10 protein-coding genes are annotated in these 15,184 nt (G+C 72.0%); 2 read left to right on the top strand and 8 right to left on the bottom strand.

Annotation, left to right across the window (positions count from 1 at the left end; genetic code table 11):
• Positions 1 to 2: 2 nt before the first annotated feature.
• From OG485_RS31230 to OG485_RS31205, 6 genes are all read right to left on the bottom strand, one after another.
• Positions 3 to 1,538, bottom strand: coding sequence for an RNA polymerase sigma factor (locus OG485_RS31230; protein WP_328671924.1), 1,536 nt, complete (start codon positions 1,536 to 1,538; stop codon positions 3 to 5).
• Between the two features lie 408 nt (positions 1,539 to 1,946).
• A complete protein-coding gene (locus OG485_RS31225; RefSeq protein ID WP_328671923.1) occupies positions 1,947 to 2,834 on the bottom strand; it encodes a FadR/GntR family transcriptional regulator in 888 nt (295 codons plus the stop codon).
• Positions 2,835 to 2,996: 162 nt separating this feature from the next.
• On the bottom strand, positions 2,997 to 4,778 hold the full coding sequence (locus OG485_RS31220) for an ABC transporter ATP-binding protein (RefSeq protein WP_328671922.1): 1,782 nt from the start codon (positions 4,776 to 4,778) through the stop codon (positions 2,997 to 2,999).
• Between the two features lie 123 nt (positions 4,779 to 4,901).
• Positions 4,902 to 5,660 carry an NUDIX hydrolase gene (locus OG485_RS31215; protein ID WP_261707644.1) on the bottom strand — a complete coding sequence of 253 codons (759 nt, stop codon included), beginning with the start codon at positions 5,658 to 5,660 and terminating at the stop codon, positions 4,902 to 4,904.
• Positions 5,661 to 5,777: 117 nt separating this feature from the next.
• Positions 5,778 to 7,739, bottom strand: coding sequence for a glycogen debranching N-terminal domain-containing protein (locus tag OG485_RS31210; RefSeq protein WP_443048790.1), 1,962 nt, complete (start codon positions 7,737 to 7,739; stop codon positions 5,778 to 5,780).
• Between the two features lie 551 nt (positions 7,740 to 8,290).
• A complete protein-coding gene (locus OG485_RS31205; protein ID WP_328671921.1) occupies positions 8,291 to 9,901 on the bottom strand; it encodes a DUF4192 domain-containing protein in 1,611 nt (536 codons plus the stop codon).
• Positions 9,902 to 10,033: 132 nt separating this feature from the next.
• On the opposite strand from OG485_RS31205, the gene OG485_RS31200 reads away from it, so the two are divergent.
• Together OG485_RS31200 and OG485_RS31195 are read left to right on the top strand one after the other, a co-directional pair.
• The gene (locus tag OG485_RS31200) at positions 10,034 to 12,241 is read left to right on the top strand and encodes a RecQ family ATP-dependent DNA helicase (RefSeq protein ID WP_328671920.1); all 2,208 of its coding nucleotides are present in this window, start codon (positions 10,034 to 10,036) and stop codon (positions 12,239 to 12,241) included.
• Between the two features lie 223 nt (positions 12,242 to 12,464).
• Entirely contained in the window at positions 12,465 to 13,097 is a 633-nt protein-coding gene (locus tag OG485_RS31195) for a hypothetical protein (RefSeq protein WP_326785087.1), read from the top strand.
• Between the two features lie 558 nt (positions 13,098 to 13,655).
• Here OG485_RS31195 and OG485_RS31190 read toward each other — a convergent pair.
• A complete protein-coding gene (locus OG485_RS31190) occupies positions 13,656 to 14,282 on the bottom strand; it encodes a hypothetical protein (protein ID WP_328671919.1) in 627 nt (208 codons plus the stop codon).
• Between the two features lie 68 nt (positions 14,283 to 14,350).
• Positions 14,351 to 15,052, bottom strand: coding sequence for a ribonuclease HII (locus OG485_RS31185; RefSeq protein ID WP_328671918.1), 702 nt, complete (start codon positions 15,050 to 15,052; stop codon positions 14,351 to 14,353).
• Positions 15,053 to 15,184: the final 132 nt, after the last annotated feature.

Raw genomic sequence — 15,184 nt, 5'->3', positions numbered from 1 at the left:
GCCTAGTCGAGGTAGTCGCGCAGCACCTGGGAACGCGACGGGTGACGCAGCTTCGACATGGTCTTGGACTCGATCTGGCGGATCCGCTCACGGGTCACGCCGTACACCTTGCCGATCTCGTCGAGGGTCTTCGGCTGACCGTCGGTGAGACCGAAGCGCATCGAGACGACACCCGCCTCACGCTCGGACAGGGTGTCGAGTACGGAGTGCAGCTGCTCCTGGAGGAGCGTGAAGCTCACCGCGTCGGCCGGCACGACGGCCTCGGAGTCCTCGATGAGGTCACCGAACTCGCTGTCGCCGTCCTCGCCCAGCGGCGTGTGCAGGGAGATGGGCTCACGGCCGTACTTCTGGACCTCGATGACCTTCTCGGGGGTCATGTCCAGTTCCTTGGCCAGCTCCTCCGGGGTGGGCTCACGGCCCAGGTCCTGGAGCATCTGACGCTGGACGCGCGCGAGCTTGTTGATGACCTCGACCATGTGCACCGGAATACGGATGGTGCGGGCCTGGTCGGCCATGGCGCGGGTGATCGCCTGACGGATCCACCAGGTGGCGTACGTGGAGAACTTGTAGCCCTTGGTGTAGTCGAACTTCTCGACCGCGCGGATCAGACCGAGGTTGCCCTCCTGGATGAGGTCCAGGAAGAGCATGCCGCGACCGGTGTAGCGCTTGGCCAGAGAGACCACCAGACGGAGGTTGGCCTCCAGAAGGTGGTTCTTGGCGCGGCGGCCGTCCTCGGCGATGATCTCGAGCTCACGCTTGAGCTTGGGGGCGAGCTTGTCGGCGTTGGCCAGCTTGTCCTCGGCGAACAGACCGGCCTCGATGCGCTTGGCGAGCTCGACCTCCTGCTCGGCGTTGAGCAGCGGGACCTTGCCGATCTGCTTGAGGTAGTCCTTGACCGGGTCGGCGGTGGCACCGGCGGCGGCGACCTGCTGCGCCGGCGCGTCGTCCTCGTCCTCGTCGGACAGGACGAAGCCCTGGGCGCCGTCCTCGGCGGGCTCCTCCGCACCGGACTTGCCCGGGGTCTCCTCGGCCGTCTCGTCGTCGACGAGCTCGGCGTCGTCCTTCTTGGCGCTCGTCTTCTTGGCCGCCGTCTTCTTGGCGACTGTCTTCTTGGCGACGGCCTTCTTCGCCGTCGTCTTCTTGGCTGCGGCGGGCTTGCCTGCGGAGGCGTCCTCAGCCGAATCGTCGGCGAGGGCAGCCGGAGCCGCCGTGGCGGTGGCCTTCTTGGCGGTCACCGTCTTGGCCGCCACGGTCTTGGTGGCGGTGCGCTTGGCCGGACTCTTCGCTGCGACGCTCTTTCGGGTGCGCTTGGGCTCCGCGGCACTGACCATCAGCGTCACACCCTCTTCCTCGAGGATCTGGTTGAGGCTGCGCAGTACGTTCTTCCACTGAGTGGCCGGAATCTGGTCAGCTTCGAAGGCCCGACGCACGTCATCGCCGGCGATCTGCCCCTCAGCCTTTCCCCGCTCGATGAGCGCCATGACAGAGACGGACTCGGCGATCTCCGGCGGGAGCGTACGGGATGTGCTGGCCGACACGAACAACCTCTCGGAACGTTGAAAAACGGCTTCCGGCCCCGTCCACTGCGGACAGGAACCGACGACCGCCGACTGGGGATGGGCCGACGGCGCGGGCGGGGGCCGGGAAGATGCACAGCGCCACACACGGCGTCTGTATTCCTTCCTCGGCTATCACCTCTTAGGTCATCGCGCTGCTCCGAAGAGCGTTACGCCCAATCTGCGTGGCCCGAGTCACACCCCGTAAGTGCCCAAAAGATGACAGATCCTATCAAGCCAGGTTAGTTCATGATCCGCCGACCGGTCGCACCGTCGGGACCCCACCTCATCCACGAAGGATTTGGCGAGATCCCGACGGGTGATGACTCACGGGTCCGACGCCGCCACGGACGCTGACGCGCCCCGGACCGCGTCACCCTCGGCGCGCGATCAGTGCTCGCGCGGCGCGGGCACGACACGCTCCACCTCGGGGTGGACGGTGATGAGCTGCCGCATGGCCGTCTCGGCCGCCGCGCCGTCGGCCGCCGCGAGGGCGTCGACGATGCGCGCGTGGTGACCCAGCGAGGCCTCGTTCGGCCGGTCACAGCCGGTGACCGGGCCACCGGAGACCTGGAGCGCCGCCGACACGATCCCCGAGAGGTGTTCCAGCATCCTGTTGCCCGCGAGCTGGATAAGCAGCGAGTGGAACTCGGTGTCGGCACGCGCGAAGGTGAGGGCGTCACCCTGCGCCATGGCGTGGCCCATGATCTCGACCATGTCGCCGAGTCGCTGCTGGACCTCCTCACGCCCATGTCCGGCGGCGAGGCGAGCGGCGAGCGGCTCGATGGTCCAGCGGAGCTCGCTCAGCTCGCGCCGCTGGTCGTCCCGCTGCGGCCCGAAGGCCCGCCATTCGATGATGTCCGGGTCGAGGAGGTTCCAGTCGCTGACGGGACGCACGCGCGTGCCGACGTTCGGGCGGGCACTGACCAGCCCCTTGGCCTCCAGTACGCGGAGGGACTCACGGACGACGGTCCGGGAGACCTCGAACCGCTGGCCGATCTCCTCGGGCACGAGCGGACGGTCCGCGCCGAGGTCTCCGGAGACGATCATCTGGCCGAGCTGCTGGACGAGCTGGCCGTGCAGTCCGCGTCCGCGGCTGCCGGTGGCGCGTCGGCCGACACGGCCGAGCTCCGGTTCGGCGCTCTCCCACACAGGAGGGCCGACGCGGTCGCCACCGGACGCGTCGGCATAGGGGTAACGGTCGAGTTCGCCCGGTCCGGCGAGGCCGGAGTCTGAGGAACGGGCGGCGGTCATCATGGTCTGCGCAAGGGTACTCACGGGTCTTTTGTCGGCGCCTACTCCAACTGCCTTGAGGTCTTTGGTGAAAAGCACACGAAAGGGTGATCGCTCACACCGTCGCAATTGACGCCTTATCGGAAAGAAATGGGCGTTCTTCGGGAAGTTGTGCGCACAGGGAGAACGGAAGGGTGCGGACGGTCGTCATCGGACTCGGCTCCGCAGGGTCGTGAGCAGATATGCGCAGAGCAGTGCGGTCAGCGACAACAGCAGTGCTCCGCCCACGGGTTGGGCCAGTACCCGCACACCGGCCGCCAGGTAGCGCTCCCCGCCGAACGGCCACTGCACGAGAACCAGTTCCCGAAGCCGCTCCGGGAATCCGGCCGCCGACCGCACGGACGGCCCCCGCAGGACCTTTTGTACGAGGGGTACGACGACGACCGGCACGGCGAGGACCGCCGCGAGCCCGGCGGCGGTGGACCGGAAGATTCCGGCCGCCAGCACGCCCGCCCACGCGCAGCCCATCACGAGGCCGAACCAACTCGCGCTCAGCGAGAGCCAGTCCGACGGAACTCCGGCGAGCTCCCGTCCGTAGACGAGGTAGAGCATTTCGAGGTCGCATCCCACGGTGAGGAAGGCCAGCATCAAGGCGGTGGCCGAGGCGACGAGGAGCTTGGCGGTGAGCAGTCCCAGCCGGCGCGGGACGGTGCCGCGGTCCGCGGCCAGGGCGGGGTGGCGGAACTCCTCGCCGAAGGCGACGGCGCCCAGCAGCCCGGCGCCGAGCGCGGCGGGCGGAAGCGGGAGTTCGCGCGGCCACGCGGCCAGCAGGCGCGGCTGAGGCGTGTGACCGATTCTGGCCAGGAGGACGGACAGGAGGACCGAGGTGACGAGAACGGCGGCGGCGGTGAGGTAGCCGGTGCTGACACCGGCGGCCCTGCGCAGTTCGTAGCGCAGGGGACGCAGCGGGCTCCGGGCCTGGCGTACGGCGATGGGGGGCGGAAGGGCGGACAGAGCGTCCGCGGCTGGTTCATCGGCGAGGCCCGGCCCATCGGCGGGGCCCGGCTCGTCAGCGGGGTGCTCGCCCTCGTCCGAGGACGCCGCGGCCGGTGCGGGACCCATGTCCCCTGTCTCGTCGGCGAGTTGGTGTACGAGGATGCCGTGCCGGAAGGCCGTCTCGCCGACGTCGGCGCAGGTGCTGCCGTACACCGAGAGCCGGTTGCCCTCCTCACGCACGACTTCCACGGAGCGCCGCGCCGTGCGTGCTTCCTTGGTCAGGAGGGAGCCGAGCCGGACCGCGTGCGGACTGCGGACTGCCACGCGCGGCCGGAGCCGGGTGCGGGCGAACTCCGCGGCCTCCTGATCGGCGACCAGGCGTCCCTGCTCCAGCGTGACGACCCGGTCGGCGGTTCGCGCGGCCTCCTTGGGGTCGTCCGTGGTGAAGAGCACCGTGCCTCCCTGGGTCGCGTGGGCGCGCAGAATCCCGTGCAGCCATCGCCCTTCCCTGGCCGACAGGCCGTCCGCGGGGCCGTCGAGCACGAGCGTGTGAGGGTCGGACAGGAGCGCGCAGGCCAGCCCGAGCCGGCGGTCCATGCCGCGGGACAGCGTGCCCAGGCTCTCGTCCCGCAGGCTGACGAGCCCGACCACTTCGAGGACTTCGTCCGCGCGGCGCACGGGTACCCCGGCGGCGGCGCACAGCATGCGGAGCTGGCCGCGGACCGTACGTGCCGGATGGCCCGGCACCTCGCCCAGGAGTACGCCGACCTCACGCGAGGGATGGGCGATCCGATGCAGCGGCCTGCCTCGGAAGTAGGTGATTCCGCGGCCCTGCTGGAGTTCGAGCATGAGCCTCAGCGCCGTCGTCTTGCCCGCGCCCGGGGTTCCGACGAGCGCGGTGACGTGGCCCGCGCGCGCCTCGAAGGACACGTCGTCGACGGCGGGCGGACGCGCCTTGCGCATGTTGCTGGTCAGTCCGATGGCCTGGATCACTCACAGCAAGATAGCGCGACATTCCGGATTTTCCGGGCACCATGCGGCTCGCCTCCGGCGGGCCTCGCAGGTCCGGCGAGCCCGCCGGGACCCGTGGGCCCGGAACCGTGTTCGCCGCCTCCCTCAGACCTCGGGGCGCAGCATCGGCGGGTTGAGCAGCGTGGCGCCGCCCGCCCGGAACAACTGGGCGGGGCGGCCGCCCTGGCGTGTGGTCGTGCCCCCGGTGGGCACGAGGAAGCCCGGCGTACCGGTCACCTTGCGGTGGAAGTTGCGCGGGTCGAGCACCACGCCCCACACGGCCTCGTAGACGCGGCGCAGCTCGCCGACGGTGAACTCGGTCGGGCAGAAGGCGGTCGCCAGCGACGAGTACTCGATCTTGGACCGGGCACGCTCCACGCCGTCCGAGAGGATCTGCGCGTGATCGAAGGCGAGGGGCGCCGCCTGTTCCCCGTCCCGCCCGTACCCGCCCTGCTGCAGCAGTTCCTCGACCGGTGCCCAGCGCGCGCTGTTCGCGTCGCCGCCCGCGCGGGGAGCGGGGAGGTCGGGGGCGAGGGCCAGATGCGCGACGCTGACCACACGCATCCGGGGGTCACGCTTGGGGTCGCCGTAGGTCGCGAGCTGCTCGAGGTGTGCGCCGTTGTCCTGTGCGGGCACGGAGGGGTCGTGGGCGCACAGGCCCGTCTCCTCGGCCAGCTCGCGTGCCGCGGCCTGGGCCAGGTCCTCGTCGGTGCGTACGAAGCCGCCGGGCAGTGCCCATCGCCCCTGGAACGGCTGCTCGCCCCGCCGTACCGCCAACGCGCACAGGGCATGGCGTCGCACGGTGAGCACGACCAGGTCCACGGTCACGGCGAAGGGCGGAAAGGCTGACGGGTCGTAGGGCATGCCGCGATCATAGTCGTCTTCCTGACGATAAACACCTCCTTCGGGAGCCCGGTCCATGGTTGATCGGCTTCCGTCCCTGACCGGCGGGGCTGCCGGTCAGGGACGCGTACCGCCACGTCACACACCCAACTGCAGTCCGTCGTCCGCTTCCTCGACCATGGCGAGCCCGAGTCTGCTGACGCGCACGGAGAAGGGAGCACCCGAGATCCTCAGGCCCGTCAGCACGATCTCTCCCAGGGGCGCGGCCCGGAACGGGCGCAGGGTCACCGTGCCCGCGGGCGCATCGGGGCGGATGCCGGCCAGGGAGCAGAGCAGCATCACCCCGGCGGCGGCCGAGGTGGCCGCGGGCCGGGAGGCGGCCGGATGGGGAAGCGGTGCACTCCCCCGCGTGCGCTGCTCCCCCGCGTACATCTCGGGCAGTCTGCCGCCGAAGGACTCGGCCGCCGCCAGGATGCCGCGCAGCAGCGAGCCGGCCTCCTTCTCGTGGCCCGCGGCGGCGAGCCCCGTGACGGCGACGGCCGTCTCGTGGACGCGCACCGCCCCGCTGCGATGACCGAACGGGTTGTACGCCGCCTCGTTCGCCCCGAGGCTGCGCAGCCCCCAGCCCGAGTCCATGGCCGGGCTGCCGAGGAGGCGCGCGAGCTGTTCGGTCCGCGCCTTGTCGAGCAGACCGGGAGCCGTCTCTCCCGAACCCGACAAGCCGGTGTCGAGGAGATGGGCGGTGCCCGAACCGAGCTGGGGCACGAGTCGCCCGTCCTGGGTACGGGCGGCGGCCGGTCGGCCACCGGCCGGGTCCTCGACCCAGAAGTCGTCACGGAACGCCGCCCGCATCGCCTGGGCCCACTGCCGCAGCCCCGTGCCACCGGTCCGGCCGTGCGCGTCGAGCAGACCGGCGCCGAGCAGGGCCGCGCGATGCGCGTGTGCCTGCGTCTCGCAGCGGAACGGTCCGCCCGGCTGCGGGTCGGGCAGATACGTGCCGTCGCCAACCGTGGTCCGCAGCCATTCCAGACACCGCTCGGCCGCGGGCAGCAGTTCCTCCACCTCCCGCTCGGCCAGCCCCCAGCGCACGGCCTCCGCGAGCATTACCGGGAACAGCAGGGTCGCCTCGGTCGCCGTGCAGGCCGGCGGCAGGTGCGGCCCGCTGTCCCGGAGCGGTCCCGGAATCAGTCCGGAGTGCGGTCCCGGACCGGCGACCTGGGTGCGGGCGAGGGTGCGCAGCGTGCCCGCGGCAAGACGTGTGCCGAGCGGCAGGGTCATCCGGGCCGCGGCCAGCGCCTCGGCCGGCGCCAGTCCGCAGCGCCAGGGTGCTCCCGCCGCGAGGTGGGTGTCGGCCGGATGCCGGGGGTCGCGCAGCAGCAGGGCCCGCAGGTCATCGGCACAGGTGCTCAGAAGCGCTTCTGCTCCGGGCTCGTCGCTCAGCACCCGGGCCTCGGCGAACGGGCTCGCCGCGCCGCGGCCCACCGCCCTGACCGGCCCCTGACCGCCCGGTCTGACGCGCAGTTCCACGGTGAGGGTGCCGCCCGGTGGCAGTTCGAGTTCCCAGCGCAGCATCCCCGCCGAGGCCAGCGCGTCGGTGGGCGGCGGGTCGGCGGAGACGGTCACGTGGCCGGCGGGGCAGGACCAGCGCAGGCCGGCGGCGTGGACAGTGGCGGGCAGTTCGGGCCCTCCCCGTCCCGAGGCGACGTCGCCCAGTTCCGCGAGGTCCGTCCCGAGGACGACCTCCACGGGCAGGCGCAGGGCCCGCAGGGCCGAGCTGCGCAGGGTGATCCGTTCGATGCCCTCCGCATGGCGGGTTCTCTCGACGACCACGTCCGGATCCGGGCCGGTGTCAGGGGCGGCGCGCAGCGTGCCCACGAAGCGGGCCCGGTCAGCCGCGAGCATCCGGGCCTGCATCGCCAGCGGCTCCCGGCCCGCCACCCGGACCAGGCAGCGGGACAGAGTCCGTCGGCCCGCCATGTAGAAGCCCTCGAGGCCGCGGCCGGTCAGTTGTCCTTCCTCCGTCGAGATCACCAGTCCGGGAAGGGCGGCGCAGATCAGGGTGGTGTGGGCCGGCGGCAGGTCCGCCGGCCGGCCCGGCACGGGAAGGGATGTCCAGGGAGTACCGGGTCCGCGCCCTGCCGGGACGAAGGGCGCTCCCGCGTCGCGGCCCGGTCGTGGGGCCGCCGGAGCGCCCCCGCGTCCGGCGGGCCGTGCGGGCTCGTGCCCGGTCGGACGGCCGCCGTCGGGTGCCGAGGACGGATGAGGCATGGGCATGGGGTGGCTTCCTCCGCGCTCGGTGCGCCTGGAGCGCGCTCCGCTCCGGGTGGGGGCTCCGCGGGGTCGCGGGCGTTGCGGCGGCGCGATCCGGCCAGGGATTCCGCCACTCAGGTGAACGGGACAGCCCTGTCCGGGGTCACGCATGTGCCCAGGAAGCCGACCGAATGGCCGTGGGGCGGCCCACCGGTTGCACGAGCACCGGTCGAGCGGTCGCCAACCGCGCGGAAGGTGACCGGGCCCGGCGGAGAACGCACCGTCCGGCAGCGGTGGGACGCGGCCCGCCCTCGGGGCGTGGGGAACCCCTCCCCGCCTCGGCCGAGCATGTCGGCCGGACTTCTTCCCGGACCTGTCCCGCCGTGCTGTGCCCCAGCCGCTCACGTGTCCTCCCCGGCACCGTGACGCTCACTGTCGCCCCGCCTGCGCGGCCGGCCGTCCGCCCGGTCCGCCGCTCGCCGTGGCCGGTCCCCGGCCGGTGAGGCACCGGCCGCCGGGCGGCACCCTTGGGTGTCCGAGGTCCCGGGGCCGCGACGGCCCGGTCGGCCGCCGCCGGTCGCGACCGTTCGGGGCCTGCGGCGACGCCGAGCGCCGGGTGCCGAGGGCGGGGTGTCCGGCACGTGGGAACCGGGCGTCTTCGGGCCGGCCGGTTCCCGGGCGGAACCCGGCACCGTCAGGCCGTCCTCCGGCAGTGGCCTGCCGGAGCCGATCGGCCGCTCCGTGTCGGTCGGGCCGTGGTCCGTGCGCTCGGCGCGCAGACAGCGCCGGACGGATTCCGGATCCAGTCCTTCATTGCATGCCTGGTGGAGAAGACGGGCGAACAGGTAGTCGGGATCGGCGCCGAGCGCCATGGCGAGCGCTTCCCGTGCCTCCAGTTCGTCGCCCATGGACCAGGCGACCCATCCCGCGAGGGTGAGGGGTGCCGCCGCGTGCTCACGGTAGGGGCCGACGCAGCGACGGGCCAGTGCCCGCCACAGCCGCAGCGCCGGGGCGGCCTCGTCGCCCTCCATCCACTGCGCGGCACGGTCACGGGTCGTGCGGTCCTGCAGGGCGAGAATCAGCGTGGCGGCCTCGTCGTTCTCGAGGAGTCCGTCGTCGCGCAGGTCCGACGGACGTGTGCCCGACACGGGGAAGGCCGCCGCGAACCGGTCCTTGATCCGCCGGGCCAGCGCGAGGGCCTCCTCGGCCACCTCGGCTCGGCTGTCCTCCTCCAGGATCCTCGGTACGAGAGCCATGCTGGCCGTGTCCAGCGCCACCTCCTGGCCCAGCGCGGCGGTGGACTCCCAGGGAAGAAACCTGGCTGTCAGGTCCTTCAGGGATCCTCGCACCTGAAGGCCCGCGTACGTCGCGGCGGCGGCGAGGACGGACGTGCCCGGCAGCCCCATCGAGGTGCCTTCCGCCGGGCAGCATCCCTGACCTGGGCACGTGTAGGTCCAGAAACGGCCGTCGGAGATGCACAGTGCCTCGATCACCGGAACGTCGAGACTTCCGCAGGCAGTCCGCAGCAGCTGTGCGAGCGGGCGAAGACGTTCCATCACGTCCCGTCCCGATTCACCGCTCCCGGGTTCCTGGCACAGGTACGCCACCATGCTCTCGGGGCGGGCGCCTCGGCGCTCGCTCCCTTTCACCAGTCCCTGGGCCAGCTGATCGGAGGCGGACGGCCAGTCCTCGGCATGGGCCGGGATACCGAGTCGGGCCCGGCCGCCGAACCGGCCCCGCCGCTCCCGGTCGTGCAGGGCGACCAGCACGATGCTGTCGTCGGGGCGGTACCCGAGGAGATAGGGCAGCGCGTCGGCCAGCTCTGCCGGGGTACGGAGAGTCACCTGATGCTCCCCGCCCGGGAGGCTCACACCGCCTGCGTGCCGGTTCTCGCGGGCACGGCCCCCGCCGCCTCCGTGGCGCAACCCGCCGGGAATGGCCGTACCGTCGTGGACTTCCGGGCTGATGTTCTTGTCGCCGGACGTACCGGCCGATTCGTCGTGATTCGTCATGCGGCGACCATCTCGCGGATCGCGAGATTCCGGTTGAGCCTGTGGATAACAGTCCGCATGATCACGCCAGAAGTTGTCCACAGCTCGACGGCTCGTTCGCGCTTTGTCGGACCCATCCGGTTGCATGGAGCCATGACCAACGAAGACCCGCGACCCACACCAGTCCCCGACAACGCGCACGACGCCTCCCGCAAAAGCCTCCGCGCCACGGCCGACGCCGTCCTTGCCCGCCTGGTCGGCGCGCGGGCGGGGGAGGCACGGCTGCGCGAGGACCAGTGGCGCGCGATCGAGGCGCTGGTGGCCGACAAGCGCAGAGCGCTGGTCGTGCAGCGCACCGGCTGGGGCAAGTCCGCGGTGTACTTCGTCGCGACCGCGCTGCTGCGCGAGACGGGTGCCGGGCCGACGGTGATCGTCTCGCCGCTTCTCGCCCTGATGCGCAACCAGGTGGAGGCGGCGGCCCGCGCCGGAATCCGCGCACGGACGATCAACTCCTCCAACACGGAGGAGTGGGAGACCATCCAGGCCGAGGTGGCGGCGAGCGAGGTCGATGTCCTCCTGGTGAGCCCGGAAAGGCTGAACAACCCCGACTTCCGCGACCAGGTGCTGCCCAAACTGGCCGCGGCCACCGGTCTGCTGGTGGTCGACGAGGCGCACTGCATCTCCGACTGGGGCCACGATTTCCGGCCGGACTACCGTCGCCTGCGCACCATGCTCGCCGACCTCCCGCCCGACACCCCGGTACTGGCCACGACCGCGACGGCCAACGCGCGCGTGACGGCCGATGTCGCGGAGCAGCTGGGCACCGGTGTGAGCACCGACGCGCTGGTTCTGCGCGGCCCTCTGGACCGGGAGAGCCTGAGTCTCGCCGTGCTGCGGCTGCCGGACGCCGCGCACCGGATGGCCTGGCTCGCCGAGCACCTGAACGACCTGCCGGGCTCGGGAATCATCTACACGCTGACCGTGGCCGCGGCCGAGGAGGTCACCGCGTTCCTGCGCCAGAGCGGGTACACCGTGGCGTCGTACACCGGGAAGACCGAGAACGCCGACCGCCAGCAGGCCGAGGAAGACCTGCTCGCCAATCGCGTCAAGGCGCTGGTCGCCACGTCGGCGCTGGGCATGGGCTTCGACAAACCCGACCTGGGCTTCGTGGTGCACCTGGGCTCCCCCTCCTCCCCGATCGCCTACTACCAGCAGGTGGGACGCGCGGGCCGCGGTGTGGAGCACGCGGAGGTGCTGCTTCTGCCGGGCAAGGAGGACCAGGCGATCTGGGAGTACTTCGCCTCGATCGCCTTCCCCCCGGAGGAGCAGGTGCGACGCACTCTGGACGTACTGGCCCGGGCCGAGCGCCCGCTCTCCCTGCCCGCGCTCGAACCGCTGGTCGAGCTGCGCAGGTCCCGCCTGGAGACCATGCTCAAGGTGCTCGACGTGGACGGGGCCGTGCACCGGGTCAAGGGCGGCTGGATCTCCACGGGCATGCCCTGGACGTACGACACGGAGCGCTACGCCTGGGTAGCCAAACAGCGGGCGACGGAGCAGCAGGCGATGCGGGACTACGTGTCGGCGACCGGCTGCCGCATGGAGTTCCTCCGGCGGCAGCTGGACGACGAGGGCGCCGCGCCATGCGGGCGCTGCGACAACTGTGCCGGCGGGCGGTTCCAGGCATCCGTGTCCGCCGCCGCGCTGGACGCGGCGAACGGCGAGCTGGACCGCGCGGGCGTCGAGGTCGAGCCCCGGAAGATGTGGCCGACCGGGCTGGCCGCGGTCGGCGTCGAGCTGAAGGGCCGCATCCCGGCCGGCGAACAGGCCGCTCCGGGGCGTGCCCTGGGACGGCTCTCGGACATCGGCTGGGGCAACCGGCTGCGGCCGATGCTCACCCCGCAAGCCCCGGACGGGCCCATTCCGGACGATGTCGCCCAAGCCGTGGTCGGTGTCCTGGCCGACTGGGCGAAGGGACCGGGCGGCTGGGCCTCGGGGCAGCCCGACGCACAGCCACGCCCGGTCGGCGTGGTGACCATCGCCTCGCGCTCGCGGCCACAGCTGATCCACTCGCTCGGCGCGCGGATCGCGGAGATCGGCCGACTGCCGCTGCTGGGATCCGTGGAGTACGTCGGCGAGGCGGCCCAGATCTCCCGGAGCAACAGCGCACAGCGGCTGAAGGCGCTGGACGGGGCCCTGACCGTGTCACCGCGGCTGGCCGACGCCCTGAGAGAAGCGCAGGGTCCGGTCCTGCTGGTGGACGATGCCACGGACACGGGCTGGACGCTGGCAGTGGCATCGCGGATGCTACGCAGAGCGGGTGCCCAGGCAGTGTTGCCGCTGGTCCTCGCCGTACAGGCGTGACCCGCGTGTCGCGATCCGAAACACCGGGCAGGTATATAAGCCACTAATCACCTGAAAGCGGTCCGTGGCCCCAATTGCTCGTTGCCGCATTCCAGTTCGACAGGAAGAATTGAGCTCCGCTCCCCGCACGGTTTGCCCGTGGTCCGGTAGGGCTCTGCTGCGGCGTGCCATCCCCCAAGTCCGACCCCGCCCGCTGTATGGGCACGTAGCCGAAGGGAGGACCGTGACCTTCGGATTCGCTCCGTCCTCGGCGGCAACCATGTCGACGTCTCCCGACCTGTCCGCCGCTTCCACCAACCCACTGACCCGCATGCTGGAGCCCGCCGAATGGGCCTCGGCCGGAATTCCGCTTCTGCGCGATCCCCGTGAGGTCGTGAGCGGCCTTCACGCCCGGCACCGGCCCAGACCGTCGACCGCGGTCGTCGCGGTGCTCGACCACGACGAGCGACTGATGGCGAGCGCGTCCTTCACCCGGCGTTCGGCACCCGCCGACGGCTGGATGTTCCGCAACGCGCTGCTCGCACAGTTGCGCCGGGTCATCCCGCACGACCTGCGGCGCCGCACTCCCGCGCGCACGGCCGTACTGCTGTACTGCCGGGACGGAGACGCGCGCTGGACGGAGGAGGACGGGGCCTGGATGTGGGGACTGCGCGATGCCTGCACGCTCCACGGACTGCGGTGCGGCGCGTACATCACGCTGACACGTGACGGCTGGCAGGTTCTGGGCGAGGGCCGCGGCGGACGCCGCCCCAACTCCGACTCGGCGCCGGAGTTCTACGTGGGTGAGGTGATGCCGCCGCTGCCCCGCACCGGAGGCGTCGCTTCCGAGGTGATGCGCCGGGCGGCCGCCCGCTGAGAGGCGGGCGCGCCGTGGGCGGCGGCCCGCCCCGGGGGAAGGCGGACCGCACACGCTCGGCCGGGCGGGCACCAGGGCGAGGCGGTACCGGGTGGTGCTACTCATGCGCCGGTGGGCACGAACGTGTGGCTCGGATCGGGGCGCACCCATGCTCGGCGGCCAGGAGGTCACACAGCGAGCAGGGGCACGCTGCATGATCGTGCGCCTGCGGGACGAAACACGAAACACCCGTGCGCGCAGGCGAGCGATCGGGAAAGGCACGCGGAGAGCGGTAGGCCTCCCGTCCGGTGACACACACACCGGGAGCCGCAGTGGCACACACTGGAAGCCCCTGTCACACCCATCACAGCCCCGGTGACATCCACCGGGAGCAGGAAGGGCCTCAGGCGAGAGGCAGGCGGGCGCCATGCCGCCTCGACATCACACGAACGAGCGGCAGGCGAGCGGCCTGTGGTGCGAACGCATACGGGTACGCCGAGGCGACCGCCGTGCAGGTGCCGCCGTGGCGGCACCCTCAGCGTCCCGCCGGGCGCGTTCCGGACCGGGTCCGGAACGCGCTCAGACGCCTGCGGCCAGGACCGAGTTGATCTGCTGCGGGTCGCCGCAGACGATCAGCAGGGCACCGGCCCGGCCGAGGGCCAGGGGCAGGGCGGTCGCGGCGACCTCGCCGGAACCACCGTTGACCGCGACCACGACCACGGGACGGGAAGCGACGCGACGGGCGGCAGCGGCGTCGGTGTAGAAGACGTCGTCGCCGGCGTCGTGCTGCGCCCAGTAGGCGGCCTCGCCGAACGAGAGTTCGTGCGCGGCCCACGGGTGCGGATCGCCGGTGGTGACCACCAGCACCTCACCGGGAGCGCGGCCCGACTCCAGCAGCAGGTCGACGGCTTCTTCCGCGGCGTCCAGCGCACCGTCGGCCGAGGCCGGGACGAGCTGGATCTGCGGGGCGCCGGCCACGGGTGCGGCCGGCTTGGAGGACGGCCCCGGTGCGGCCACGACCGGCTCGCGCGGGGTGCGTTGGGCCGGCATGGGCCGGACAGGACCCGGACGGCCTGGACGCGGCGGAGCCGCGGGACGGGGACCGGGTACAGGGCGAGGGGTCGGCGCGCTGCGGCCACTGGCCGGAGTGACGCGGGGACCCTGGGCACTCTCGTGAATCTGAGGCTCCTCGGGAATGAGAGGCATGAGCTGATATCTATCAAACGCCGGTGCGACTCGCCCCGGCGGGTGGCACATGAGTGCGAACGGAATCGTCAGAAATCGAAGCCGAGCTGGCCCTCGATCTCCGGAACGCTTCCGTCCGCCAAGCTGCGGGCCTTCTTGAGGTGCCGCCACTGGGGCAGCGCATCAAGATACGCCCACGACAACCGGTGGTACGGGGTGGGGCCCCGCTCCTCCAGCGCGGCTTTGTGGACCGGCGCCGGGTACCCGGCGTTGGCCGCAAAGCCGAAGTCTGCATGGTCGACACCCAGTTCGGCCATCATTTTGTCGCGCCGCACCTTGGCGATCACCGAGGCCGCCGCGACGGCGATGCAGGACTGGTCGCCCTTGATCACCGTACGGACCTTCCAGGGAGCGCCGAGATAGTCGTGCTTCCCGTCGAGAATGACCGCGTCGGGGCGGACCGGCAAGGCATCCAGGGCGCGTACAGCCGCGAGGCGCAGGGCGGCCGTCATGCCCAGCCGGTCGATCTCCTCCGGGGAGGCGTGCCCGAGGGCGTACGCCGTCACCCATTTCTCCAACTCCACGGCGAGCGCGGTCCTGCGCTTGACGGTCAGGAGCTTGGAGTCGGTGAGCCCTTCGGGCGGGCGGCGCAGTCCGGTGACGGCGGCGCAGACGGTGACAGGGCCCGCCCAGGCACCGCGCCCCACCTCGTCGACACCGGCAATGACCTTCGCTCCGGTCGTGGCGCGGAGGGAGCGCTCGACGGTATGAGTGGGGGGTTCGTACGGCATGGCGCCCTCAGACTACGCCGCCCGGGGCGCCTCGCGACACCCAGGCCCCCCGGCCGCCGGAAAGCCCTCCCGGCGTCGGCGGAGCAGACCCGCGCACACCGGCCGACCGGCTCCCGCACACCGGCCGACCGG

This window comes from Streptomyces sp. NBC_00328, from assembly GCF_036139655.1.
Taxonomy (GTDB): domain Bacteria; phylum Actinomycetota; class Actinomycetes; order Streptomycetales; family Streptomycetaceae; genus Streptomyces.
Note: the sequence above shows the minus strand (reverse complement) of the source record. Positions and strands in the feature narration are given on the sequence as shown.

Bases quoted from the DNA above. Each gene is read 5' to 3' on its own strand.
- OG485_RS31205 (WP_328671921.1), bottom strand. From the start codon at position 9,901: ATGACGAATCACGACGAATCGGCCGGTACGTCCGGCGACAAGAACATC.
- OG485_RS31215 (WP_261707644.1), bottom strand. From the start codon at position 5,660: ATGCCCTACGACCCGTCAGCCTTTCCGCCCTTCGCCGTGACCGTGGAC.
- OG485_RS31190 (WP_328671919.1), bottom strand. From the start codon at position 14,282: ATGCCTCTCATTCCCGAGGAGCCTCAGATTCACGAGAGTGCCCAGGGT.
- OG485_RS31185 (WP_328671918.1), bottom strand. From the start codon at position 15,052: ATGCCGTACGAACCCCCCACTCATACCGTCGAGCGCTCCCTCCGCGCC.
- OG485_RS31200 (WP_328671920.1), top strand. From the start codon at position 10,034: ATGACCAACGAAGACCCGCGACCCACACCAGTCCCCGACAACGCGCAC.